Origin of the sequence: Paenibacillus sp. FSL P4-0338, from assembly GCF_038002365.1 — a bacterium.
Lineage (GTDB): Bacteria > Bacillota > Bacilli > Paenibacillales > Paenibacillaceae > Paenibacillus_AQ.
Map to the genome: position 1 here is coordinate 2,793,042 of NZ_JBBOCG010000001.1, position 26,155 is coordinate 2,819,196.

Consider the following 26,155-nt stretch of genomic DNA (forward strand, 5'->3'; position numbering starts at 1 on the left):
CCTGGAGCAAGCACCAGGGTACATGTAGTTCACCGCTTCTTATTCCACTGTCGCATTGGCCTCTTCCTGTATCTTCTGAAGCGCTTCACCCATCTTCTCAGGAGTCGTCTGCCCGCCGATCAGGCTTTGAATCTGGATATTACTGATCTCAGTGGTGACATCCGCCTGCACCAGCGAGTCAAAGGCCGGGAAGGACGACTGGGAGCTGTTCAATACCGCGACAATCTCACTCATCAGATCATCCGTAATATTCTTATTCAGCACAGCCGGATCGATCTTCATGGCAGGCAGGACTCCGTCCTCTACCAGACCACGCAGCTGCATCTCTTCATTGAACATATTTTTAATGAAGGATTTCACTGCTGCAAGCTGCCGCTCGTCTTCACCCGCCGAAGCGGAGAAGCCATAACCGTTGTTCACATCGCGCATCAGCGCTGTCTGATCCCCCACTCCGCCTTCTACTGCCGGAATATTGAAGAACCCGACCTTACCGATTAGGCCTTCGCCGGATTGTCCGGCCTTGAATACGGAAGATTTCCAGGTCCCGTCATACATCAGGATTGATTCTCCGCTGGTGAACTGGGTAGTATATTCAGCATACTCGAAGCCCAGCTCGCCCTTCTTGAAGTAGCCTTTATCCACCCATTCCTTATATTTCGCCAAGCCCTTGATTACATTCGGATCATTCCACTTCGCTTCACCGGTAGCGAACTTCGCAGTCACATCCGGTCCGGCATAACGGGACCAGAGATGATTGGCCAGCATCAGTGGTACCCAGCCTGCTTTGGAGGCACCGGCCATTGGCACTTTACCATCCGCTTTAATATCGGCCAGCTGCTGCTCCAGTTCGGCAAAGGTCGTCGGAGCCTTCCAGCCCTTACTTGTATAGTATTCTTTATTATAGAAGAAGCCTTCTCCCGAGCCGCCGATCGGCAGACCGTAGATTTTGCCTTCATAGGTGAACGGGTCCAGATTGGAGAACTTGTCTTTGATGCCTAATTCATCAAGGATCGGGGTCAGGTCCAGCAGCTTACCTTCTTTGGCATAGATCTTGGAGTCTGGACTACCGAACAGGTCAAAGATCTCGGGAGGGTTACCAGCTGCCATTTCACCGCGCAGCTTCTCCTTACGGTTCACATCCGAATCTACACCATCAAGCTTGAAGGTCAGTCCAGGCACATCCGCCTGTACCTTACCCACCACATCCTCCAGAATAGCCAGTCGTTTCTGCTTGTCTGCCCCAACCTGAGTATGACGAATCGTCATCTCGAAAGGCTCCGCACTGGCAGGTTCTTCAGTGGCTGCCGCGTTGGTGGCTGCCGCCTCTTTCGTCGCCGCCGGCTCTGTCGTTGCAGCCGCATTGTTCTTGTTGCCTCCACAGCCTGCCAGCAGCGCTGAGCTTACGAACATCAGGGACAACAGCAGTGTTAGACTTTTTCTCATTACGGGTGACCCTCCCTATTTAATGATTTCCCTTACAATTCTAATTATAGAAAAACATATTTGTAATCGTAAGGTTAAGATTTATCTTCAATAGGGATAAAATCCTCTAATGAAAGCGAATTCAGTCAGGTTTTCTGACATACAAAAAAGCGAAACTCCTCAGAATAGAAGCTCCGCTTTCGATAATTATTATATTTATTTAGACCAATGCAGACTCTTTACGCCCCTCTTCAATCAGCCGGTACGCACGCTGCACTTCTTCATCGGAAGGTGACTCCACCCCTTCAAGCTCATAGGGACGGCCAAGCTCTTTCCATTTGTAGATTCCCATTACGTGATAAGGCAGAATTTCAAACTTCTCCACTCCATTTAAGGTGCCAATGAACCGGCCGAGATTCTGTAAATCCTCTTCTTTATTATGAATGCCGGGAACATAAACATGGCGAATCCACATTTTACGGTTATTATCAGATAACCAGCGGGCCAGCTTCAAAGTACGGTCGTTGGACTTGCCGGTTAGTTTGATGTGCGCTTCATCATCAATATGCTTCAGATCCAAGAGCACCAAGTCGGTAACATCCAGCAGATCGCTGATTTTCGATCCATCATTATAGCCGTTAGTATCAAGCGTGGTATGCAGATTCCAGCGTTTCTTCACCTCGGTGAACAGTTGCTTCACGAATTGCGCCTGGAGGGTTGGTTCACCGCCGGATACGGTTAGCCCGCCGCCGGACGATTTATAATAATTCAGGTAAGGCTCAATTTCCGCCAGCACTTCCTCGACGGTCATTTCCTTGCCTTCATTCAATTCCCATGTATCCGGGTTGTGGCAATACTGACACTTGAGCAGGCAGCCCTGCATAAAAAGCACGAAGCGGATACCCGGGCCATCCACCGTACCAAACGTTTCCAAAGAGTGGATATGTCCTTTAAGCATGAGATGTCATCCTTTCAAAAAAACTTAAAATTTTAACCACTTTCAGACAAGAGTGTACCGCCCTCTTGCAAGGGCGGCAGCTCTTAATTCATTTCAGTTCTTGTAGAACAAGAATGCATCTTACATGGAATCGTGGAATGTACGGTTGATAACATCCATCTGTTGTTCACGGGTCAGCTTGATGAAGTTAACAGCATAGCCGGATACGCGAATGGTCAACTGTGGATAGTTCTCTGGGTGATCCATAGCGTCGAGCAGCTGCTCACGGTTAAATACGTTAACGTTCAAGTGCTGAGCGTTATTGTGGAAGTATCCGTCCATCATGAAGACCAGGTTGGACTTACGGGAATCTTCGTCTTTACCCAGTGCCTTAGGAACGATAGAGAAGGTATTCGAGATACCATCCTGTGCATCGGAGTAAGGAAGTTTGGCAACAGAGTTCAGGGATGCCAGGGCACCCTTCTTGTCGCGTCCGTGCATTGGGTTAGCACCAGGAGCGAATGGTTCGCCTTTTTTACGTCCGTCAGGAGTAGTACCAGTCTTTTTACCATATACAACGTTCGAAGTGATAGTCAGTACCGATTGAGTCGGCACAGCGTCACGATACGTTTTGTTTTTGCGGATCATCGACATGAAGGTTTCAACCAGTTCAACTGCGATGCCGTCAACAGCGTCGTCGTTGTTACCGTAGCAAGGGAATTCACCCTCAGTTTCAAAGTCGATAGCAATGCCTTCTTCGTTACGGATTGGCTTAACCTTAGCGTATTTGATTGCACTCAGGGAGTCAGCAGCAACGGACAGTCCGGCGATACCGCAAGCCATCGTACGCAGAATGTCGCGGTCATGCAGCGCCATTTCGATACGTTCGTAGGAATATTTGTCATGCATATAGTGAATGATGTTCAGCGTGTTGACATAAGTCTTAGCGAGCCATTCCATCATTGGTTTGAAGCGTTTCATTACTTCGTTGTAATCCAGATATTCAGAAGTGATCGCAGGATATTCAGGACCTACCTGAGCACCGGATTTCTCATCTTTACCACCATTGATTGCATACAGCAGAGCCTTAGCCAGGTTGGCACGGGCACCGAAGAACTGCATTTGCTTACCGATACGCATTGGGGATACGCAGCAGGCAATTGCATAATCTTCACCCCAGTATGGACGCATTACATCATCGTTCTCATATTGGATGGCGCTGGTTTCAATAGATACCTTGGCACAATATTTTTTGAAGCCTTCAGGCAGCTTCTCGGACCACAGTACAGTCAGGTTTGGTTCTGGTGCTGGTCCCAGATTGTACAGGGTATGCAGGAAGCGGAAGCTGTTCTTGGTTACGCGAGTTGTACCGTCTTCGGCCATACCACCGATGGATTCTGTCACCCAAGTAGGGTCACCGGAGAACAGGTCGTTATAGTCAGGCGTACGCAGGAATTTCACAATACGCAGCTTCATTACGAAATGGTCAACGATTTCTTGTGCTTGCTCTTCAGTCAGAGTACCTTCTTCAACGTCGCGTTGAACATAGATATCAAGGAAGGAAGATACGCGTCCCAAGGACATTGCCGCACCATTCTGTTCTTTAACAGCTGCCAGATAACCGAAGTATACCCATTGTGTAGCTTCTTTGAAGTTGACAGCCGGTTTGGAGATGTCCATACCATGAGCTGCAGCCATTTGTTTCAGTTCGCCCAGAGCACGCATTTGCTCGGACAGCTCTTCACGCAGACGGATAACATCTTCTGTCATGGAGTCTACTTCGAGTTCAGCCAGTTGCTGCTTCTTGTCTTTAATCAGGAAATCAATACCATACAGAGCAATACGGCGATAGTCGCCGATGATACGTCCGCGGCCATAAGCATCAGGAAGACCTGTGATTACGCCGGATTTACGCACAGCTCTCATATCTGGTGTATATGCATCAAATACGCCTTGGTTATGCGTTTTGCGGATGTTCGTGAACATGTCAACGATATTCTGCGGAAGCTCGAAGCCGTAAGCCTTAGTAGCATCGATCATCATCTTGATACCGCCGAACGGTTGGATGGAACGTCTGAAAGGCGCATCAGTCTGAACGCCGACAATCTGTTCCTTGTCCTTGTCAATGTAACCAGGAGCATGGGAAGTGATAGTGGAGACAGTATCGAGGGAAACGTCCCATACGCCGCCTCTTTCTCTTTCTTCCTTACTCAGCTGGGAGATAATCTTCCACAGTTCAGTAGTATTGCTGGTAGGACCTACGAGGAAATCTTCATTTCCTTCATAAGGCTTGATGTTCTTGGCAATAAAGTTATTAACGTCAACTTTCTTGGACCATGTGCCTTTTGTGAAATTTCTCCAGCCAGACTTAACCTCTTGTACTTCTTTTTCAATCACCGACATGCTAAATCCCTCCATTTATATTTAGTATATTTGTAGAGATCGCGGGCTTGAAGGTTAATCCCGTGTCTCGTGATCCCATGAGCTATGGTTGTTATAAAATTCACAATCGCATCTTCATAACCGGGACCGTTGTTTATATAAACATTTTAGTTTATTTTCTGAAAAAGGACTGTGACAAATATCACTCTTTCGGTGATATTTGTCACTTCCATCCAGTCCCATATTAACCTTTAACCTTATTCTTTGTCAGGCAACCGTTAATTAATTATCGAATTTGCCGTAGAATGCGTTGCGGTAAACATCAGCAAGCTCGGATACCAGCGGCATTTTAGGGTTGGCAGTTGTACATTGGTCTTCAAATGCACGGTCAGCCAGATAGTCTACACGGGATTCGAAGTCCTTAGGATCGAAACCAAGAGCCGAGAAGGATTCTTCGATGCCAAGTTTTTTGTTCATGTCGCGGATCGCATTGATCAGGCTGGTTACGCCTTCTTCGGTAGTGCGTGCTGGCAATCCCAGAATACGGGCAATTTCAGCATACCGTTCGTCAGCTACAAAGTGCGAATATTTAGGGAACGAAGCGAACTTCGTAGGCTTCTTGGCATTGTAACGGATAACATGCGGCATCAGGATTGCATTGGTGCGGCCATGCGCGGTGTGGTACTGTCCGCCCCATTTGTGCGCCAAGCTGTGGTTAATCCCCAGGAATGCATTGGCAAAGGCCATACCGGCAAGTGTCGATGCGTTGTGCATTTTCTCACGGGCCAGTTTGTCGCCTTGCAGTGCGGATTTCTCCAGCCACTGGAATACCAGCTGAATAGCTTTGATTGCCAGACCATCGGAATAGTCACTGGCCATTACAGATACATAAGCTTCGATTGCATGTGTCAATACGTCCATACCTGTATCGGCAACTGCTGTTCTTGGCAAGCTGTATACAAACTCAGGATCGATAATAGCTACGTCTGGAGTCAGCTCATAGTCAGCCAGCGGATACTTAGTATTATTACCCGTTGTCTTATCTGTGATAACTGCGAACGAGGTTACTTCGGAACCTGTACCGGAAGTTGTAGGAATCGCAACGAATTTCGCTTTGTTGCCGAGCTTAGGGAATTTATATACCCGTTTGCGGATATCCATGAACTTCTGCTTCAGGCCGTTGAAGTCTGCATCCGGATGTTCATAGAACAGCCACATTCCTTTGGCAGCATCCATAGGGGAACCGCCGCCGAGTGCGATGATGCAGTCCGGCTGGAATCTGTTCATCATTGCCGCACCTTTTTCTACAGTAGTTGTCGATGGATCTGGTTCAACTTCAGAGAACACTTCGATGGCTACTGGAGTCTGACGTTGACGCAGATAATGCTCAACTCTTTCAACATATCCGAGCTTCACCATCATAGGGTCAGTGATAATAGCTACGCGTGTAATATCAGGCATTTTGGCCAGGTACTGAGTGGACCCCTTCTCGAAGTAAATCTTGTCAGGTACTTTAAACCATTGCATATTCACGGTACGACGGTTCACCCTTTTCACGTTGATCAGATTGATGGCAGTCACGTTCTGCGATACCGAGTTGCGTCCGTAAGATCCGCAGCCCAGTGTCAATGAAGGGATATTAGTGTTATAAATATCACCGATTGCGCCGTGTGTGGATGGCGAGTTGACGAGAATACGTCCGGTCTGCAGACGGTTGGAGAACTTCATGATAACTTCTTCGTTGTTGGAATGGATAGCCGAGCTGTGGCCCATGCCGCCAAATTCAACGATTTGAGCTGCGCGTTCGATACCCTGGTCAGCATTCTTCACTTTGTAGCAAGCCAGAACCGGGCTCAACTTCTCAGCGGACAATGGATATTTAGTACCTACACCTTCAAGCTCAGCTACAAGGATCTTCGTTCCGGCAGGAACCTGAATGCCGCACATTTCAGCGATCTTCACAGCGGATTGGCCAACGATAGCCGGGTTAACCGCACATTTCTCTACGTTCATTGCGCCGCTGGTCAGCTTAGCCGCTTCTTCTTTGTTCACAAAGTAACAGCCGTTTGCAATCATTTTCTTCTTCACTTGATCGAAGATAGCTTCTTCAATGATGACAGCCTGCTCGGAAGCACAGATCATACCATTATCGAAAGTCTTCGACAGGATAAGGTCAGTTACAGCCTGATCAATGTCAGCACTCTTCTCAATGAAGGCAGGCACGTTACCAGGACCTACGCCAAGTGCCGGTTTGCCGCAGCTGTAAGCTGCTTTGACCATTGCCGATCCGCCGGTTGCCAGAATCAGTGCAACGTCCGGATTGTTCATCAATGCGTTTGTTTTGTCCATTGTAGGAAGCTCAATCCATTGGATGAAGTTCTCTGGTGCGCCGGCTGCTACGCCTGCATCATGCAGAATTTTGGCTGCTGCCGCACTACACTCTTGCGCTGACGGGTGGAAACCGAATATAATAGGGTTACGTGTCTTCGCGGAAATCAAAGCTTTAAACATTGTGGTGGATGTTGGGTTGGTAACCGGTGTGATACCCATAATGATTCCGACTGGTTCAGCAATTTTCTGGAAGCTGTCATAAGCGTTATCCTCAATAACGCCTACAGTCTTGTCGTACTTAATTCCGTGCCAGATATATTCAGTGGAGAAGATGTTCTTCGTAATTTTGTCTTCGTATACTCCGCGTCCTGTTTCTTCAACTGCCAGTTTTGCCAGGTACATATGCTTGTCGAGTCCGGCCAGCGCCATTGCATGAACGATTGTGTTTGTCTGCTCTTGATCCAGGCCCATGAACGCTTCGTGGGCTTTCTTTGCTTTATCCACCAAAACCTGAATATACTCTTCAGCGGTGGTTTGTTTCACTTGGGCGGCGACTTCGTTTTTAACTGCCATCTCCCTCGTCCTCCTGTCAATTTTTAGGTTGTTTCTTTCTATACATTTATCTTAGCACATCCTTTTCACCTTGTATAGTGAAATCTTTCACAAAGTTTAAAGTTTTTTTTGAGTTGTTTTCAAAGCGCTTTCATTCGATCATTTACCGGTATTTTTTCCATATTATATGCATTATTTAATTAATATTTGTCTATTCTGCGAACGCAATACGGTAGTCTGCAGCGTTAATGGCCCATCTTGCCTTGCAATGCCAGTTGGGCTTCGGTAATTTGCTCATGAATGCCAAGCCGTCACTTCAGTTCATCCACTGCTCTTCTATAGAATAAGTCTGACGGTGTGAATATAAATATAAATCTCAACTTTACAAGTGGAAACGGCTTTGCCGTCCTTTTAAAGGACGGTTCCGTTTCAGCGAGAAATAGAAGGATAATTTATCATGTGCAAAATATAAATTCTAGAGTAAAGGGCTGGTGCAACCCAGCCCCTCCTCATCAAACCGTACGTGAGGTTTTCCCTCATACGGCTTTCCGATGTTTGTCATTCATCGGCATGCAGATTACAATAGCGTTTTTAGTCCATATTGGATGGTCAAATATCTAACTTCTGACCGGGATCTCATCCATCTTCCTCGTTGTCTCTTCTTCGCATACCACCGGGTAAATCGTTGCAGAATATACCAATCCAGTTTTGCTAACCTCTTTTGGCTGTACTTTGTGTAATAGTAGTTTCTCCATCCTTGAATCTTGGGATTGAGCCATTCCACGTGTTCCGCAAACGATTTCGAACGCATGCTGGGCGGTGCTAATCTTTCTTTAACCACGCCTCGAATTCGTTCCTCCGCCTTCTTCGTTAGCCACTGCTGCGTGGTGTAATACACCTTGCCTTGGGATGTTTCTGCCTTCTTTTTCCGGTGGTGCATTCCTAAGAAGTCGAATCCTTCGTCTCCTGTCCATAAGCCGACAATACGGGTTTTGGTTGGGTGTAGCGTCAGCTCCAGACGTTCCATGATTCTGCGTATGAGTTCATACGCATGTCCGGCGTCCTTTTTAGTTTTACAGACCACCACAAGATCGTCTGCATACCTCGTGAGTTCACCTACTCCTTTCCCGTGTTTTTCCCACAGTCGGTCAAAATAGTTCAGATAGATGTTCGCCAAAAGTGGTGAGATCACTCCACCTTGTGGTGTGCCTAAATCGGAACGTCTTACGTTTCCTTCTTCCATGACTCCCGCCTGAAGCCACTTCCGGATTAACTTCAGGATTCGTCTGTCATTGATACGCATTTGTACCAATTTCATCAGTTTCTCCTGGTTAATATTGTCGAAGTAACCTTGGATGTCGACGTCGACTACCCAATTTCCTTTGCGGTTGCAGGCTTTCCGGATTCGATCCAGTGCTCCTTTCGCACTTCGCTTCGGGCGAAATCCGAAGGATACTTCTTCGAAATCCGCTTCGAAGATCGGTTCAATGACGAGTTTGGTTGCCATCTGCACCACTCGGTCGCGCACGCTGGGTATGCCCAGCGGTCTTGGTTTCCCGTCTTTCTTTGGGATATAGTGCCGCCGTACGGGCTGTGGGTGGTAGTTACCATCCTTTAATGCTCGCTCGCAGTCTTTGAGAAATTGCACTTCTCCTTGTTTCTCAATATCCGCGAGCGTCACCGTATCTACTCCGGCAGCCCCCTTGTTCGCTTTCACCCGTTTCCAGGCTTCACTCAGCACATCCCAGCGGTAGACTTTGTCGTACAGTGCATGGAATTTACGCTTGTTGTTCTCCTTGGCCGCATGACCTAGCTTTTCTTGGAGTTCTTGAACTTTTTCCTTAGGTGTCGTTAGCCTACTGGCATTCACTCACTCGTACCTCCTCCAAAAGCATAAACAAAGCAGGGCTCCTTCTCTCCCTAAGGTTATGTTGTCCTTAGGTTCCTCGGTACTATGAGCCCCTCGGACTCCCTTCCCACAGACGGTTCATTTCATCTTTTGGACTTATAGAGCGTCTTTTTACGGGTTTCTAAAAAAAAAATCCTCCCGTGTGGGGGAGGGTCTCCCCAGTTCACTATGTCTTCTTTCCTTCCATGCCGATCCCCATACGCCGGAGGATTCTTCACTGCCGTTCCAAGTTCTCTGCAGCTTCCATGGTCTTCACCCATATAAGCGAGGTTCGACTTCCTCTCTTCCCCCTTGCGGGGCCTTTATGACGACGCGGCAGGATTCACTTCATGTTACGGCCTGGCGGGTTGCTCGCCCTGTCTCTGACCGGACTTTTGTCGATGCGCTTCTACGCACGGATTTCGCCGTACGCAGGCATCCTAGCTACACGGGGGCTTGGCCCCTCCCGTGACCGGACTTTCACCGGTTAGAAGATACGCGCTTTCTGGGCACGCCTTATATTTAAAAAAAGGAGACAGCATCTCTGCTGTCTCCTTTTATCCACCTCTTCCCCCACTAGGAGGACATCTAAATCTACTCCCCTTAATCGTATCGAAGAATTTCTGCTGGACCGTTGCGGCCGCCGCATCAAGCTGGACCTTCGAGTCTGTGCCTTCCTTGGCGAACAGCTCCTGGATCACGTTGGACATCGTGGCATAATAGTCCTGAGTGTTGTACTGGGCTTCAGGCTTGCCATCCAGCAGCGCCATGATTTCAGGACTGTACTGATATACAATATCGTACTTGTCATAGACGGCCTTGGTCTTCTTGCCGAAGTCGGAATCGGCAGCATAGTAATCTAGAAGCGGCGGGATATAGTATTTGCCGTCCGTTTTACGCTGGCTGATAATAGCATCGAGCGCTTCCAGGCCTTTATCTGAGAAATAGTCGAAGGTAATATAACGGAAGGCCATCTCTTGTTCATCCTTGCTGGCATTCGGGTTGATGACCAGATAGTCGCCGCCGAGAACACCGGTATGCTTGCCACCCTTCTCAGCCGCAGGCATTGGATAGGTCAGCACATCCTCAGGCTTGAACCCGCCCTGGTTAAGGGCCTGTTCAATGACACCGTCTGAGCCGGCCATAACCATCGCGGTACGGCCCTGCTGGAACGCTCCTACCGCATCGCCCCAGCCGAGGGCCCAGTCTTGGGGAACGGCTTTGGCTTCCCATCTCAGCTTCTTATAGAAATCCAGCGCTTTGATCCCGGCTTCAGAATTGAAGGTTGCCACCACCTTGCCTCCCTCAATCTTCTGGATCTCTCCACCCGCTTCAAATAGGAAGTTGGTCCAGTTCCAGCCAGCTTCGTTGCCTTTGCCCATCGGTGCAATCCCGGAGATACCTTTCTTGGGGTCGGCCACTCCTTTGGCTGTGTTCAGCATGTCGTCCCAGGTCCAATCCATTGGAGGTACGGCTACACCTTTGTCATCGAGCATTTTCTTATTGATCATCGTTGTAGTGACGTAACCCTTCTGCGTTACCCCATACACCTTGCCGCCGATAATGAACTGATTCTGCAGCACTGGATTGATCTGATCCTTGAACTCATAGTTGTTCCACAGATCGGTGATGTCGGCTACCCAGCCCTTCTCAATCAGGAATTTGGCTTCGGTAGCATATGTGTTGAAGAAGGTAGGCGCTTCGTTCGCAGCCATCTTCACTCCGATCTCGCTTACATTATACTGCCAGTCATCCTTGACGATCTCCACGTTCGGATAGACTTCCTGGAACCGCTTGATTTTATCATCCTCCTGCGCTCTCACCTCGGTCAGGTCAGGCGTAGGATAGTGGATTTTGATCGTTACCTTCTTCTGGTTGATATCATCTGCCGGTGACTGTGACGGGGTTGCCGACTCTTCTGCCGCCTGGGTCGCCGCTGGTGCAGGTGTCGCTTCTCCCCCGTCAGCCGCCGGCTTGTTGCCGTTGTTATTGCCCCCGCAAGCGGACAATAAGGTCCCCGTTACCAGGAGACAGGCGAATACGCTGGAAACTTTACGCATTGTAACTCCCCTTTTCCATTCATAATGAGCTTACCCTTTCATCTTAAAAGAAGAGACCGCTTACAAACGAGGTGTGATTATATTGCTTTCATGTGCAGGTATACGATCCGTATCTTCTGTAAGGATTCTTCTGCTCACCCTTTGACCGCTGACAATGAAACCCCGCGCATAATGAACTTCTGGAAGACCAGGAACACCAGGATCGGCGGCAGAGAGACAATGAACAGAATCGCAAATTTGATGTTCGTATTCAGCGCTTTTACATTGATAACGTACTTATAGATGGCGGTAGCGAGCGTATACTTCTCTTCACTGTGCATGACCAGTGACGGCCAGAACCAGTCATTCCAGGCTGTGGAGAAGATGAAGATCGCCAGTGTTGCAAAAATCGGAATCGACAGCGGCACCGCGATGGTGAAGAAGCTTCTCGGCTCCGAGGCCCCGTCCATCCGCGCCGCTTCCAGTATCTCGGGATGAATCCCGTCGAAGAAATTCTTAAGCAGCAGGAAGAAGAACGTGTTCGCGCCTGCCGGCAGCCAGAATGCCGCATATTGATTGAGCAGGCCCAGCTCCTTCAGATTGACAAAGTTCGGAATCATATAGCTCGTGGCTGGAATGAACAGTGTCATCAGGAAGAAGAAATAGAAGGCCTTGCGGTAAGGCACATGCATCCGGGAGATACTAAAGGACGCGAGTCCCAGCACAATTAAGGTAGCGGCCATATTTCCTGCAAAAATATACAGGGTGTTCCGCAGAAACATGGCCAGATCGATATAATCCAGTGCATCCTTCAAATTGCCGAAATGCCATTCCTGCGGGAAAAAATGCGGAGGAAAGGAATTGACCTCGATATTCGACTTCAACCCATTGAACATCGTCATGAGGATGGGGTACAGCATGCTGAAGATCATCAGGACGATGAACAAAACCATAATTCCATATACCACCCGGTTGCTGGTTTTCTTAAGATCATGCTCCGAGAGAATCCCTCTGTCTGCGCTCTTCATCCTAGTTGTCCTCCTTGTTAAGCTTGAACTGAAGAATGCCCAAACCGCCCAGAACAACAAACATCAGCATCCCCAGCGCAGTCGCCGTACCATAATCCAGTCTGGTAAAAGCATACTTCACAATAAGCAGAGCATACGTCAGCGTAGCATTGTTCGGCCCCCCGTCCAGCAAGGCCATCTGTGACTGGTAGCCCTGAGAGGTGGCGATGACTTGAAGAATCAGCATCAGCAGGATCAGATTGCGCAGCGAAGGCAAGGTGATGTGGCGGATACGCGCCCATACTCCCGCTCCGTCAATCTCGGCGGCCTCATACCAGTCCCGGGGAATACTAAGCACCGCAGCAAGATAGATCAGCATCCCCGAGCCGAACTGCTGCCAGGTCTCCATGAAGACCAGCGAGATCATCGACCAACGGGTATCGGTCAGGAAGGCGATCTGCTCCGCTCCGGTGCTGCCGATTAAGGCATTAATCGGTCCAACCGGATCATACAGCCAGCGCCACAGCCCGTATAGGACTACAGCAGGCATGACATATGGCAAATACGCGGCAACGCGCACGAATCCGCCGAATTTCCGCAGCTCGGAGATCGCAATGGCAAAGGCAATCGGAACCCAGAAGCCGATCACCAGGCACAGCAGCATATAGTACAGGGTGTTTTGGACAGCAATCAGCACATCGGTGTCGGTAAGTGCCCTGGCATAATTGTCCAGGCCGGCGAAGGTATTCCCTTTGACGAAATCAACGGTGTAGAAGCTGTACAGGAACCCTTTGAAGATAGGCACCCACATAAACATAATGAAGATGATCAATGCGGGGACAAGAAACATCACGCCCCAATAATTCTTTTTCCAACGGTTCTGCTTGTACGGCTTGCTCTCCAGCTCCGCTGGAAGGTGATCGTGTAACGCAGCAGACTGATTCATTCCGGCTCCCTCATTCCTGTCGTCTTTCAGCACTTTATGGGAAAGCGCATCCTGTCTTCATTGTAGGAAATGAGGGAGAGACTTAACATGTCTATATCTATGGCAATCGTAAGCGTTCTTACTTCTTCAGCTCGCTGGGACTGAGTCCAAAGTATTTTTTGAAAATTTTGCTGAAATGCTCCGGCGACTCGTATCCCACCCGCTCCGCTATCTCATACCGGCGCAGATCGGTGTTCAGAATCATCTCCCGGCTGTCCTCCATCCGCAGCTTAATCACATATTCCCACAGGTTATAGCCTGTATTCTTCTTGAACAAATAGCTCAGGTAATTAGGGCTGACATGATTCTTCTTCGCTACTTCATGGATCGTTAGCCCCTTCTGGGCATAATTCCCGTCAATGTATTCCTTCGCCTTCTGCACGATCAGATTACTGTGCGTATGTAGCTCCTCGGGCGACGGATCAGCGGCATAGTTACTCCAGTTGAAATCTCCATAATAGAACACATAATGATCTACATGCTCGTTGTTCCAGAGGATCGCCTTCGAGGCTTGCCGGTTCAGCACATCCATGAAGCTCAGCCCCTTCAGAATCTGGCTGATGCCGATAACGGCACTCAGCTGCAGATAGCGGTGAATATTAAAATGCAGGCTGCGTCCCAGCACCTCCAACCTGCTCAACTGGCCGGTGGACGGCTCCTCGTAGCTCTCCTCATCCCACTGGATGATTATGGTGATTTCCTGGTCCGGCGAATAGAAGGCAGTGGAATTCCACTCCTGATCCAGCAACTCCTTGGCGATATTCAAGGCAGCGTAACGCAGCAGGCTGTGATCACGGGTAGTGTACCTCTGCTCAGGCCGGTCTTGCGGCAGGGGGATCTTGATTTTGATCACCGCAAAAAACGGCCCCCGCAGCCTTAGCTCATCCAGCTTGCGCAGCTTCTCCTCTGCCTCCAGCACCTCCGCAGTCTCCGTAAGCAGACTGTTCAGCAGTTCGCTGTACTCGGGAAGCGGCTCCTCCAGCCGGAAGCGGTCTCCATTACCATCCATATATGTAGCCAGCTCCGGCGACGGTCTATTCATCTTCAGGACAACACTGCGCACCGAATCCAGGAACTGCTCGCTGTTCAGCGGCTTGATCAGATAGTCTCTCGCCCCCAGCCGGACAGCCATCTGGGCGTATTGAAAGGTCTCATGCGCAGAGATGACGATCGTCTGCACCCAGGGCTTGGTCATTTTGGCATGCTGCATCAGTTCAATCCCGCTCATCGCCCCCATCTGGATATCGGTCACAAGCAGATCGATCTCCTCCATACGGATACAATCCAGTGCCTCATACCCGCTGCCGGCCGTATAGATATGGTCAATATCCAACCCGGAAGCAGCCAGCAGGCTGCTCAGTCCTTTGCAAATGAGCGGCTCATCATCAACAACCAGTATATTGAACACCGTATTCTCTCCTCTACTCTATAGTCTCTGACTTCGGAAGGATCACACTTACTATCGTGCCTCCGCACTCACGCGGTCCGTAGCTGATCCCGTAATCCCCGCCGAAATGCAGCTGCACACGCTGATGGATATTGCGGATACCGTATCCGTTAACCGAGTTCTGGCTGTCATCATTGAGGATCTGTTCGATAGCCTTATAATCGACCTGCCTATAGCCGTTATCCTCAATGGTAATCCGAATCCGGCCATCCTCCAGCACAGAGGTGATGATGATTTCACCGTCCTCCTCCATATGCTTAACCCCGTGGATAATGGCATTCTCGATCAGGGGCTGCAGGGTGATCTTGGGAATCAGATTCCTGGTGGTCCCGGGAGCGATATTCCAGATAACGGCGAACACATAATCATGCCGGTGCTGCTGGAGCTTGATGTAGGCACTGGCATGTTCAAGCTCCTCTTCGAGCGAGATCAGCTCCCGGCCCCGGCTTAAGCTGATCTTCATCAGCTTGGATAATTCCTTGATCATTTCCGCGGATTCCACGTTGCCTTCGAGCGAGCTTTTCCAATAAATACTCTCCAGGGTGTTGTACAGCAGATGCGGGTTGATCTGCTGGTAGAGCAGCTGCAGCTGCGATTCCTTCTGCTTCAGCTCCATCTGGTATTTGTACATAATCAGGCTGTTAAGCCTGCGGGCCATATCATACGTGGCGGTAATCAGCACACTGACCTCATCGTTGCTTCCTCTGCGGGGAGTCTCGGGCACACGGTTGCCCGGCTCATACTTGCGTACAAAAAAAGCCAGCTTCTGCAAAGGCGTCATCAGCGAACGCCAGAAGTAGGTAATGATGATCAGTCCGAACAGCGCGTAAGCCACTGTTATGTATTGAATGACGCGTTTCATTTCGTTCTGCTGCTGGAGCAGGGATTTGACGGGCACCTTGTAGACCAGCTTTTGCTCAAAGGCATGATTGTTGTTCACCACGTAGATGAAGTCATCAGTGATAATATCCTCGGTTCCCTCCGGATCTCCCGCCTCCGAGCCGTCCGGCAGAACGATCACCTCTCCGGTTGAATTCGTGGTTGAGGCCAGTACACGGTTGTTCATATCCGTCAGATAGATTTCCCCGTCCGGCAGTGAGATGGACCTTAGCGATTCGCCGATCTTCGATTCCATCTTGGTCACCACCAGCACGCCGAGCGTCCCTTCCCCCCGGTAGATATTATTGACAGCCCTGACATAAGTGAGCGTCTTCAGATTTTCGGCCTGCGGACTCAGCTTCTCGGCGAACATCAGGTATCCGCGGCCCTTCTGCTGTACCACCTGTTCGAACCAGTATGGCCGTTCCTCCTTGGAGAAAAAATAAACCCCCGCCTTCTTCACCTGCGGGAAATTGGGAGCGAAAAAGTAGTAGTTATCGGGATCATATACGTATAGCGAGTAGTAGATGCCGTCACCCCGCTCCGCTCCCTGCGAATAGCTGCCGAGCAGCTTCTCGATGGTCTCATAACGTTCCACGCGCTCCAGCACTGTATCATTCCCGCTCATGTTGAGCTGCTGCAGGACCGGATTCTGGATGACGGTGGTCGTGATTTTGTTCACCGTATCGATGTCTCTGTTAATAATGGCGAGATTCTGCTTGTTCAGCTCCACATAGGCATTGGTCACATGGTGCTTCAGAATCTCCTCTGCCTTGTAGTTTCCGTAGCTGTTCAGAATCAGAATAGGCGTAATCATGATCAGGAACAGCAGAATCAACTGCTGCTTAACACTGAGCCTGATAATGGGTTTCACAAGCGTGGACAACACCCTGGATTCACCTCCAGTTTCAATAATACAAGGGGAAACGGCGTTGCCGTCCTTTTAAAGGACGGTACCGTTTCAGCGAGAAATAGAAGGATAAGTTATCGTGTGCAACCTATAATTTCTTATATTTTAACAAACCTACAAGCGCTTACACAGGTTTATTTCAAAGTTCTTTATGTCCATTTGTATGGAGTTTTTCAGCTAAGCAAGCAAAAACTAGCCCACACACGAACATCCCGTGTTGGACTGGTTTTATAGTGATTTATAGTGTTTCATCCTGAGCACATTGAGCCGGACGGTTTATGTTAGCTGTAATTCTTCCTCTACTGTTCTCAAAAAAGCAAGCACAGCAGCAATCATCTGCTCCAGCCCCTGTTGTTCAATCGGAAAATGACCTGCACCCTCTAAAATCACAGATTCTTTTCTGCTTTTAAGATGGTCATAAAACGGTTTACTGAAGCAGTAAGGAGTCATAGGGTCTAATTGAGGATGAACGAGTAATACCGGACACAAGTCAAACTGCTGAGGTTCCAGGACCGGTTTCATATTTAGAAAGGTTCTTAATAAGCGTAAAGGGATTCTTGTACCTGCCGCATGGGGATCATTCATAATGAGTCTGGTCAGCTCGGCGTTGTTCGTGATCCATTTCATCCGGGATACTCTATTCACAGAGATCTGCAAGGAGTCTAGCAGGGCAGGGAATTGATTCATACACCATCCCCCTAACCGGCTGATGAGTTTGTTAGGAGCTAACTGATCACGAACCTTCGGATCACTCGTATCTACAAATGTCGTTGCTATTAACCCTTTGACCCGCTTACTTTGTACAGCAGTATGATAAGCCAACATGCCTCCAATGCTGGAGCCCAGCAGAATAATAGGCTTGCCGTCCCTTCTAAGCTCCTGTTCGATCAATTCATTAAGGATGTCAATCCAGAACTGATAATCTATTGATTCCGCTGAATCGGCATAGCTTAGACCATAAGGCGGCAGATCCGGCGACACTACTTCATAACCGTAGGATTGGAGCATTCGTGCATATGGAGCGAGCAACCTGCCATTGCCGCCGGCTCCATGAATGAAAATGATTTTTAAAGGTGCGGCAGGAGCTGGCATACGATCCAGGTGAATATGAGCATGGTTCCAGGTCATCCATTCTTCTGCGGGTAAATGGGCTTCATTGATCTGCATGTCATCCGGGAAAAACTTCTGATATTGCTTCCAATAGGTCACTGATTGATTATAGGATGAATCCTTGTTCATGAATAAGCTGTTCCTCTCTCAGGGGACCGGGATTTCTTTTTCCATAATGTAATCATCCATGACGAATCCGTTCCCGATATCCGCCACTTGTTCCCTAAGGGTCCGAAAGCCCTTTCTTGTATAGACCGCAATACTTGATTCATTATCACGATTGACCGTTAGCCAAATATGAGTCAGGTTCCGCTCCTGGCACAGCTTCTCCAGGAAGACCAACGCCTGGCTGGCATAGCTGCGCCCCCTGTACTCCTTGCCTATATAGAACTTGCTCAGGAAGAGCTTCCCTTCCTCTTGTCTGGCTGACATATACCCCACCGTGGAGCCTTCCCCGCTATGGATTAAGTAATATTCGTAACCCTGCTCATGGATCTGCTGCGTAATCGCTGGAACCGACTGGTACTTGCCAAGCATATACTCGATCTGCCCTGCGGTAATAATGGTGATATAATATTCACTCCATATCTCTGCCGCCAATTGGGCAACCTCAGCGGTTTCTTCCGCTGTATGCACGCGTGAAAACATAAGACTCATAATATGTACCTGCCTTCCTGGATCTCTCGTATCACCTTATCTATAGAATAATATATATTAATATAGAAACATAGTCAGCTTAACCGGCTGCCTAAAGCCTCTACCCCTGCAAAAAAAGAACGTCCTGCTGCCGACCGGCAGCGTGGGACGCTCTTCATCTCAGCTGATTTATCACCGTCCCCTTGGACGCGGGCTTAGATACAGAAGTTCACGCTCTCGTATACCCGTTCAACTGCAGCCACGAGGCACAGGCATCCGCCCAAGTCTTAGTGTGCTGTTCTTCAGGAGCTAAACCCAAACCGTGTACGCCGTGTGCATAGATATGCAGATCGAACGGAACATGATGGCGGCTAAGTGCTGCGGCGAACAACAGACTGTTCTCTACCGGGACATAATCATCATCAGAGGTATGCCAGAGGAACGTTGCCGGTGTGTCCGGGGTCACTTGGAACTCACTGCTGAGCTTAAGCGACAGCTCTGCATCGGGAACGGCTCCCAGCAGATTCTCCTTCGAGCCTTGATGGGTCACCCCTTCGGTCATTGAGATGACCGGGTAGCATAGAATGAGGCGGTCAGGACGGCTGGACAGCCGCTCCAATGGCTCAGGGTGATCAGGATTGCCCAGATCATAAGATACCCCGGCGGTAGAAGCAAGATGTCCGCCCGCCGAGAAGCCCAGAATGCCGAGACGGCCCGGGTCAATTCCATATTCATCCGCCCGGAAGCGGATCGTGCGCAGCGCTCTCTGAGCATCCAGCAGCGCACTCGGGTATTGGTAAGGCGCAACACGGTAACGCAGCACGAATGCTGAAATTCCGAGGGTATTCAGCCACTCCGCAACCGGACCGCCTTCATGGTCGGCACGCATCGCATACCCGCCTCCCGGACAGACCAGAACAGCGGCATTCCCCTTGCCTTCAACTAAATAAGGTGTAATCGCAGGCTGATCCTCTTCACTGGTTCCCAGCGCTCCAGGCGCACCTTCAGGCCATAGCAACAACGTTTCCATTATCATCCCTCAAGCTTTCCTTCTATATTAGATTAGATAATAGAGGAAAAAAGTTCCTCAAGGGCCATTCTATCAAGCTCTTACAGTTCATGCAATCCGGATATCACCAGATCCGCTGTCTTCAGCAGCTCCGGCCGGCCAATCCCGACAACGTTCATGCCGGCCGCCTTCCCGGCGGCTACTCCGGCCTCTGCATCCTCGAACACCACACAGTCCTGAGGCCCCAGCCCCAGCTCCCGGCAGGCGGTCAGGAACACCTCAGGGTCCGGCTTCGCCTGCGAGACCTTGTTGCCATCTACCACCGTATCGAACAGCCCAGCAATATTCAGCTTATCCAGGATGAAGGCTGCATTCTTGCTGGCAGAGCCGAGGGCAATAGCTACGCCGCGTGCTCTGAGCGCACTTAGATAGACTCTAACACCGGGCAGCAGCTCCGATTCGTCCAGTCCGGAAATGTATTCAACATAGAGGCGGTTCTTCCTCTCCGCCATCGCCAGCTTCTCAGCTTCACCGAAACTCAGGCCGCCGATCTCAAGCAGAATATCCAGCGACCGCATCCGGCTGACGCCCTTCAGCCGCTCATTGTCCGTCTCCGTGAACGGGAAGCCCAGCTCCCCGGCGAGTGAGTGCCAGGCCAGATAGTGATACTTCGCCGTGTCTACAATCACGCCATCCAGATCGAAGATAGCGCCCTTCATATGCTCCAGCATCATTGTCATACTCCTCTCTGATTGGACTGTGACGCTAACTCCAGGATTGCACCGGGCGGGCATGGCACCGCCTCACTGCCGAATCCGGCGAAGCTTATCGATTCGCTGTTGCCCGGCGCCGCCGTAACCGTGATCTCTTCGCGGCCAATCTGCAGCCGGAAGCTGCCTCCGCGCAGGATTACCGGCAGCTCAATGGAACTCCAGGTCTCCGGCAGAGACGGCTTAAGGGTGACGATCTGTCCATCAAAGCGCACACCCGCGAAGCCAAGAACCGCAGCCATCCACGCGCCCCCATTTGCAGCGGGATGGGTCCCGCCAATATAGAGATCGCCGACATACTGCTTCGACTCACCGGTAAGATCTACGGTGGCAGTGCGCATGAAATACGGATATCCCCAGTCCGGCAAGCCGATATCCGTTGCAGCCAGCGCGTAGATACAGGCGCTGAGGCTGGAACCATGCTCGGTTCGCGGCTCATAGAATTCCCAATTGGCCTGCTTCACTTCCCTGCTGAACCGGCTCTTGAACAGATGTAACATCAGCACCACATCGGCCTGCTTCAGGATTCTTGTGGTTGCAGCCAGCCCATTGCCTCCGCCCCAGTACTCATTCGGGTGAATGACCCGTGCCTTCAGCTCAGCCAGAGACACATCCTCCAGTTGCAAATAACGGTCGAATTGTTCAATCACCAGCGTATCCGGGTCCGGCTGCGGGACGTAGAGCTGTGCCAGCATTGCAGTGAATTCATCCAGGAACGGCCCGTCAGAATAAGGTTCAGCAAGACCGTTATACACGGCCGGATATTTGTCCTGCAACCGTTCTGCTGTCCGCAAGGCAATCTTCAGTGTCTCCTGAACCATGGCACTCGTAAATGCATTATTATTCACCCGCTCATGGTATTCATCCGGGCCGGTAACATCCAGCAGCTCATAACGCCGCTTCACAGGATTATAGTGAGCATAGGAATAGAAGAAACGCGCACATTCCCAGATGACCTCCGCCCCGCCGTCCGCCAGGATGCTGTCATCTCCCGTGAAGGTCACGTATTGCCAGATTCCATGCACGACATCTGCACTGATATGAATCTGCTTATCGCGGAAATAGGTCCGCATGGGCCGCCCGGTAAATACATCGTTCACATTGAACAGAGTGCAGGCATCATCCCCCGTATCCTGACTCTCCCAGGCATAAAAAGCGCCCAAATATCCGTACTCTGCCGCCTTCCGCCGCGCACCGTCCAGCGTGTGGATACGGTACATCATCAGATTACGCGCAATCCCCGGGTCGCTGTGCAGGAAAAAGGGAAGCATGAACATTTCTGTATCCCAGAATACCGCACCCTTATAGACCTGCCCGGACAAGCCGCGCGCCGGAATCGAGACCTTCTCCGACTTCGTCGGTGCAATAATCAGCAGCTGATACATACTGTAGCGCAGTGCGAACTGCGCTTCTTCATCGCCTTCAATGACACAATCGCTGCGTGACCATCGCTCCGCCCACTTGCACCGGTGCGCCTCCAGCAGTCCAGCATATCCTGTAGCGGCTGCTGCCTGGACGGTCTGCACCGCCCAATCATCAGGGGAGCCCTCACCAGTACCGTCTTCGGCATCCAGACCTGTGAATACTGCTGCATATTTGTACCACTCATAAGTCTCTCCGGCCTTGGCATCAAAAGAAATATGACGGAGCGCCCTCCCCATGTCTGTGATTATGTCTATGTCCATCACTGTACCTTGTTCTGCTAAGCTGAACTCTGTAAGCTCCGCCACCGCCACCGGCAGCCCCAGCTCCCCGGTAACCGCTGTTGACAGCAGCCCCCCGCCGGCAGAGCGGCTCTGCTGCTCCAGCAGATGGGAGCCGTTGATATCCCACACCGCGCCATCGATTCCCGTCGTAATCTCTATCCGGCAATCGGCAGTGCAGTGCAGAGTCCATCTGGCGGCCAGCAGATGGAGCTGGTCCATGCTGGCGAACCGCTCTGCGGTCAGGGTCAGTCTGCCGCCCTCGCGGACACCGAACACCGTCTCCCTACGATGAACTGCGGAACGGAGATCCAGACGTTGTGTATGCTCCAGGGGTTCTATTTCCAATACGCTTAGCTTTATGCCGTCACTGGTGATTAACGTATACAGTCCATTCGGGGCGTTCACCGGCTCGCGCCATTTCTCGCCCGCCCGGTCATATACTCCGGCTAACGTAACCGCCGCAAGCTGCTCCTTTCCGAACTCTTCAAGCACTCCCCGGAAGCCCATATAACCATTGCCGGTCATATATTTGTTGCCGTTCGCCGTAATCCGCCAGGGCTCGAAGCTGTGCTCGCTAACCGTCCAGTCCATTACACAGCCATCCCTTCAGCAAGCGGAAGCTCAATCCCAGCTTCATCTACGGTCACCCGCTGATCATAGATCAGCACCTCTGCGCTTCCGCCATTTACCGCTCTGAAGGAAACCGCCTCCGCATTTACCGTAATGCCCAGCAGTACGCCCCTGCAGATCACCTGGAAGCTGTAGACGGTCCACTGCTGCGGCAGCACCGGCCAGAAGGACAGGCAATCTCCATCCGAGCGCATCCCGCCGAAGCCATAGACGATGTTCATCCACGCTGCGGCGATTGATGTGGTGTGCAGCCCTTCCCGGGTATTGCGATTATAATTGTCCAGATCCAGACGCGTGGCGAACTCGAAGAACCGGTACGCTTCCTCCGGCTTGCCGAGTTCATTGGCCAGAATCGAGTGAATGGACGGCGAGAGCGAGGACTCATGAATACATCTCGGTTCATAATATTCGTAATTCGCCAGCTTGGCCTCGCGGGAGAATTGCCCGTTATACAGGAACATGAACATCAGCACATCCGGCTGCTTGATCATATCGTAACGGTACAGGCGATCATAAGACCAGTTAGCGTAGAGCGGGAACTCGGACACCGGAATGGAGTGAATGTCGAGATGCGGCATATCGAAGAATCCGTCATGCTCCTCATATAGGCCGCTGCCGGGGTCGAACGGGATTTTCATATGTGCACGCTTGTAATCCCAGTCAGCCAGTTCCTCCTCACGGAGCGTAGTAGCCGCTATAACCGCCGCATATTTCTCCGGCGTCTCCGCCTTCATTAAGGCTACCGTTTCGAGCGTATATTCGAATAACTTCTGGGCCATCAGATTGATGTAGCAGTTATTGTTTACCATGAGCTGGAATTCGTCAGGTCCCATCACACCATAATATCCGTATTCCCCGGTGCGCTGCCCCCATTGGCCGCGTGATGCATAGAACCGGCTGATCTGAATCAGCATCTCGGCCCCTTTGCTGTAAAGGAATTCCCGGTCGCCTGTATTATTCATATAATGCCAGATTCCGTAGGAGACGGCCGTCCCGACATGAAGCTGCAGGTTGGAGTGCTGCCACAGGTCACAGCTCTCTGTTCCGTCTATTGTGGCAATCGGGTAAAAAGCCCCTTCGCAATCCACCTCGTGCCCGCGCTGCAGCGCCTCCGGCAACGTCTTGTAGCGGAATTCCAGCAGGCTGCGGGCCGCCTTCGGATTATTGAACAGATAGAACGGCAGGCAATAAGACTCCGTATCCCAAAAGGCAAGGCCCCGGTAGGCTTCACCGGTCAACCCTTTGGCACCGATGTTGTACCCGGGATGGTCCCCGTGATACGTCTGATACAGCTGAAAAATACAAAAACGGATGCCCTGTTGATTCTCCGGGTCTCCTTCAATCCGGATATCACTGACAGCCCAGATACCGCTCCAATAGGCGGCCTGGTCAGCAAGCACCTCTTCCTCTACCAGCCGGTCCGCTGCTGCTGCAAGCTCCATGCCTTTTGTCCAGAGATGGTCTGCTGCTCGTGAAGTATTACTGCCTGTCACATTGACTACCAGCTTCGTGAAGGAAGCAGGCTCGCCTTCAGCCAGCATAAGCGAGAATTGTTGCCCGATATAGCGGTCCTCATCCACAAGCTCCGTATTCAGCTCCTGCGAAGACTTCAGGACACAGCCTGAGAACAGCTGATTCCCGGTCGTTAGCGTACGGGCCATAATGGCAGTCACCGCACCCTCCTCTCCGCTGCGCAGCTCCCTCCACATGCTCTGGCCGTGTTCCTCATGGATCATGCCGAAGTCAAGCCCTGTGCCAACATCCACCGTACCCGTGAAATTAAGCGGCGTGAAGGTGATTTGCTGCATTCCCAGATGAGATGTGGTCATACTAACCAGCCGCGTGAAGCAGAGCTTCAGCTTTTTCCCGTCCGCCAGCAGCCAGATGAACTCCCGTGTATAGGTCCCGGTTCGGAAATCCATTCTGCGGGTGTACTTGTCAATACGGGAATGGGCCAGATCCAGCAGTTCACCATCTACCGAGATCCGGGTATGCAGCCAATCTACCCCATTCACCATATATCGCAGCGACCGGATAATACCCTTATAGTGGTTGCCGACCCCCATTTGCTCATTTAGTCCATTGAAATAGCTGCCCGGCAAGGAATCCCCGCTGTAGCCCTCGTCCGCATACCCCCGCACCCCCATGTACTCATTGCCCAGTGAAAAAATCGATTCTGAAGTCCGGTTTCGTTCCGGATCAAAGCCCTCCTCAATAATTGCCCATGGATCGACCTTCAGATAGGGATCTGCTACCTTTGCCATCTTGGAACTCTCCTTCGCTAAGAGAATACTCGGCCTGCCCCGCCGCCCTATGCGGAGGTTCGGACGCTCAGTTTCAGAATATCTCTAAGCCCGCACAGGACCAAGGTCAGCTCGTAAGCGAGTTATGTGCATTTGTACGGACATCATTAACATGCGGGAAAACCAAAAAAAGCCGTTCCCTCCCTAGAACTATCCAGAACAGGGGGGAGCTGCTATAATATCCTATAACACAGGGAAAGGAACCCTTTTCAGGGCAAAAACGTAACCAATCTCACACAAATGAAGTGAAAATTATCACAATGTTAAAAATTCGACACTTTTATACGAAAATATTTAACCATAAAGAGGAATTTCAAGGTATAATTAATTTAAAATTTACTGAAAAACTGAGGGAATAAAGGGGATGTCGATTATGATAAAGGAACATTATAATGTTATCGAAGCCCGCGGCAATACAAACTGTTTCTCCGAACAGAACTTTAACCGCCTGTTGGTCACAATGAAGGAACGCATGGTCCCTGAGGGTTCTCACCTCTTCTGGGAAGGCGACTTTTCGGATAAATTGTTTTATATCAAGCGTGGACGTGTGAAATTAACCAAATCTACAGACGAAGGCAAAGAACTGATTCTGTATATGTATCAGGCTGGTGATATGGTGGGTCAGGCTGACCCGTTCTTCAGCACGAAGCACAGCTTCACGGCCGAAGTGATTGAAGAGAGTGAAGTTGGCGTGATCGAGCAGAAGGATCTGGAGATTCTGATCTGCCAGCACTGCGATTTCGCTATTGACTTCATGAAATGGATGGGGATTCATCACCGTCTCACACAGACGAAATTCCGCGATCTGATGATGTACGGCAAACCGGGCGCACTCTGCTCCACACTGATCCGTCTTGGCAACACCTATGGTGAGAAGACCGGCGACAGCATTCTGATTAACAAAAAAATCACGCATACAGATCTGTCCAACATGATCGGCGCTACCCGTGAGAGCGTTAACCGCATGCTGAGTGATCTGCGCAAAAAAGATGCAGTGGAGTATGAGAATGGTATGATTGTCATCAAGGATCTGGCGATGCTTCAGGAAATCTGCCATTGCGAATTATGTCCCAATGAAATTTGCCGAATTTAATTTCCTATCAATAATACCCTCTATTTACCTCATTGAAACATATCTGACCCGATAAATTTAATAGAGTGGTCAAGGCGCCCTGTCCGGCGTCTTTTTTTCTTGTCACGCGATGTATTCAC

General features: G+C 50.4%; 17 protein-coding genes. 1 reads left to right on the forward strand and 16 read right to left on the reverse strand.

The window, feature by feature from the left end:
• Positions 1-39: 39 nt before the first annotated feature.
• The 16 genes from MKZ07_RS12490 to MKZ07_RS12565 all read right to left on the reverse strand — a co-directional run bounded on the left by MKZ07_RS12490 (position 40) and on the right by MKZ07_RS12565 (position 24,904).
• Positions 40-1,443 carry an extracellular solute-binding protein gene (locus MKZ07_RS12490; protein ID WP_341025996.1) on the reverse strand — a complete coding sequence of 468 codons (1,404 nt, stop codon included), beginning with the start codon at positions 1,441-1,443 and terminating at the stop codon, positions 40-42.
• Between the two features lie 199 nt (positions 1,444-1,642).
• Positions 1,643-2,380, reverse strand: a complete 738-nt coding sequence (pflA, locus tag MKZ07_RS12495) for a pyruvate formate-lyase-activating protein (RefSeq protein WP_036698467.1) — start codon at positions 2,378-2,380, stop codon at positions 1,643-1,645.
• Positions 2,381-2,500: 120 nt separating this feature from the next.
• Positions 2,501-4,762, reverse strand: a complete 2,262-nt coding sequence (gene pflB / locus MKZ07_RS12500) for a formate C-acetyltransferase (protein ID WP_036698469.1) — start codon at positions 4,760-4,762, stop codon at positions 2,501-2,503.
• 261 nt (positions 4,763-5,023) lie between these two features.
• On the reverse strand, positions 5,024-7,645 hold the full coding sequence (gene adhE / locus MKZ07_RS12505) for a bifunctional acetaldehyde-CoA/alcohol dehydrogenase (RefSeq protein ID WP_036698470.1): 2,622 nt from the start codon (positions 7,643-7,645) through the stop codon (positions 5,024-5,026).
• A 556-nt stretch (positions 7,646-8,201) separates the two neighbouring features.
• Positions 8,202-9,494, reverse strand: coding sequence for a group II intron reverse transcriptase/maturase (ltrA, locus tag MKZ07_RS12510; protein WP_036694821.1), 1,293 nt, complete (start codon positions 9,492-9,494; stop codon positions 8,202-8,204).
• Positions 9,495-10,069: 575 nt separating this feature from the next.
• Positions 10,070-11,572 carry an ABC transporter substrate-binding protein gene (locus tag MKZ07_RS12515; protein WP_341025999.1) on the reverse strand — a complete coding sequence of 501 codons (1,503 nt, stop codon included), beginning with the start codon at positions 11,570-11,572 and terminating at the stop codon, positions 10,070-10,072.
• 134 nt (positions 11,573-11,706) lie between these two features.
• Positions 11,707-12,579: a carbohydrate ABC transporter permease gene (locus MKZ07_RS12520; protein WP_341026000.1), complete on the reverse strand. Its 873-nt coding sequence runs from the start codon at positions 12,577-12,579 to the stop codon at positions 11,707-11,709.
• Position 12,580: 1 nt separating this feature from the next.
• Positions 12,581-13,504 (reverse strand): carbohydrate ABC transporter permease, encoded by a 924-nt coding sequence (locus MKZ07_RS12525; protein ID WP_341026002.1) that lies wholly within the window; start codon positions 13,502-13,504, stop codon positions 12,581-12,583.
• A 118-nt stretch (positions 13,505-13,622) separates the two neighbouring features.
• On the reverse strand, positions 13,623-14,951 hold the full coding sequence (locus MKZ07_RS12530) for a response regulator (RefSeq protein WP_341026004.1): 1,329 nt from the start codon (positions 14,949-14,951) through the stop codon (positions 13,623-13,625).
• A gap of 13 nt (positions 14,952-14,964) precedes the next feature.
• Entirely contained in the window at positions 14,965-16,758 is a 1,794-nt protein-coding gene (locus MKZ07_RS12535; protein WP_445670279.1) for a cache domain-containing sensor histidine kinase, read from the reverse strand.
• 297 nt (positions 16,759-17,055) lie between these two features.
• A complete protein-coding gene (locus tag MKZ07_RS12540; RefSeq protein ID WP_341026006.1) occupies positions 17,056-18,018 on the reverse strand; it encodes an alpha/beta hydrolase in 963 nt (320 codons plus the stop codon).
• Positions 18,019-18,036: 18 nt separating this feature from the next.
• On the reverse strand, positions 18,037-18,546 hold the full coding sequence (locus MKZ07_RS12545) for a GNAT family N-acetyltransferase (RefSeq protein WP_076154438.1): 510 nt from the start codon (positions 18,544-18,546) through the stop codon (positions 18,037-18,039).
• Positions 18,547-18,754: 208 nt separating this feature from the next.
• Positions 18,755-19,555, reverse strand: coding sequence for an alpha/beta hydrolase (locus MKZ07_RS12550; protein ID WP_036698801.1), 801 nt, complete (start codon positions 19,553-19,555; stop codon positions 18,755-18,757).
• An 80-nt stretch (positions 19,556-19,635) separates the two neighbouring features.
• Positions 19,636-20,265 (reverse strand): beta-phosphoglucomutase, encoded by a 630-nt coding sequence (gene pgmB / locus MKZ07_RS12555; RefSeq protein ID WP_076154504.1) that lies wholly within the window; start codon positions 20,263-20,265, stop codon positions 19,636-19,638.
• A 5-nt stretch (positions 20,266-20,270) separates the two neighbouring features.
• Positions 20,271-22,601, reverse strand: a complete 2,331-nt coding sequence (locus MKZ07_RS12560) for a glycosyl hydrolase family 65 protein (RefSeq protein ID WP_341026009.1) — start codon at positions 22,599-22,601, stop codon at positions 20,271-20,273.
• On the reverse strand, positions 22,601-24,904 hold the full coding sequence (locus MKZ07_RS12565; protein WP_341026011.1) for a glycoside hydrolase family 65 protein: 2,304 nt from the start codon (positions 24,902-24,904) through the stop codon (positions 22,601-22,603). The genes MKZ07_RS12560 and MKZ07_RS12565 overlap by 1 nt, the downstream gene beginning before the upstream one ends.
• Before the next feature lie 412 nt (positions 24,905-25,316).
• Here MKZ07_RS12565 and MKZ07_RS12570 point away from each other — a divergent pair, with 412 nt between their 5' ends.
• Positions 25,317-26,036 (forward strand): Crp/Fnr family transcriptional regulator, encoded by a 720-nt coding sequence (locus tag MKZ07_RS12570; protein ID WP_216857174.1) that lies wholly within the window; start codon positions 25,317-25,319, stop codon positions 26,034-26,036.
• The last annotated feature ends 119 nt before the right edge of the window (positions 26,037-26,155 follow it).

Excerpts from the sequence above, each read along its gene's own strand:
- MKZ07_RS12550 (WP_036698801.1), bottom strand. The coding sequence starts at position 19,555 with ATGGAAACGTTGTTGCTATGGCCTGAAGGTGCGCCTGGAGCGCTGGGA.
- MKZ07_RS12525 (WP_341026002.1), bottom strand. The coding sequence starts at position 13,504 with ATGAATCAGTCTGCTGCGTTACACGATCACCTTCCAGCGGAGCTGGAG.
- MKZ07_RS12520 (WP_341026000.1), bottom strand. The coding sequence starts at position 12,579 with ATGAAGAGCGCAGACAGAGGGATTCTCTCGGAGCATGATCTTAAGAAA.
- pflA (WP_036698467.1), bottom strand. The coding sequence starts at position 2,380 with ATGCTTAAAGGACATATCCACTCTTTGGAAACGTTTGGTACGGTGGAT.
- adhE (WP_036698470.1), bottom strand. The coding sequence starts at position 7,645 with ATGGCAGTTAAAAACGAAGTCGCCGCCCAAGTGAAACAAACCACCGCT.
- MKZ07_RS12545 (WP_076154438.1), bottom strand. The coding sequence starts at position 18,546 with ATGAGTCTTATGTTTTCACGCGTGCATACAGCGGAAGAAACCGCTGAG.
- pgmB (WP_076154504.1), bottom strand. The coding sequence starts at position 20,265 with ATGCTGGAGCATATGAAGGGCGCTATCTTCGATCTGGATGGCGTGATT.
- MKZ07_RS12570 (WP_216857174.1), top strand. The coding sequence starts at position 25,317 with ATGATAAAGGAACATTATAATGTTATCGAAGCCCGCGGCAATACAAAC.
- pflB (WP_036698469.1), bottom strand. The coding sequence starts at position 4,762 with ATGTCGGTGATTGAAAAAGAAGTACAAGAGGTTAAGTCTGGCTGGAGA.
- MKZ07_RS12540 (WP_341026006.1), bottom strand. The coding sequence starts at position 18,018 with ATGAACAAGGATTCATCCTATAATCAATCAGTGACCTATTGGAAGCAA.
- MKZ07_RS12560 (WP_341026009.1), bottom strand. The coding sequence starts at position 22,601 with ATGGACTGGACGGTTAGCGAGCACAGCTTCGAGCCCTGGCGGATTACG.
- MKZ07_RS12515 (WP_341025999.1), bottom strand. The coding sequence starts at position 11,572 with ATGCGTAAAGTTTCCAGCGTATTCGCCTGTCTCCTGGTAACGGGGACC.
- MKZ07_RS12565 (WP_341026011.1), bottom strand. The coding sequence starts at position 24,904 with ATGGCAAAGGTAGCAGATCCCTATCTGAAGGTCGATCCATGGGCAATT.
- MKZ07_RS12490 (WP_341025996.1), bottom strand. The coding sequence starts at position 1,443 with ATGAGAAAAAGTCTAACACTGCTGTTGTCCCTGATGTTCGTAAGCTCA.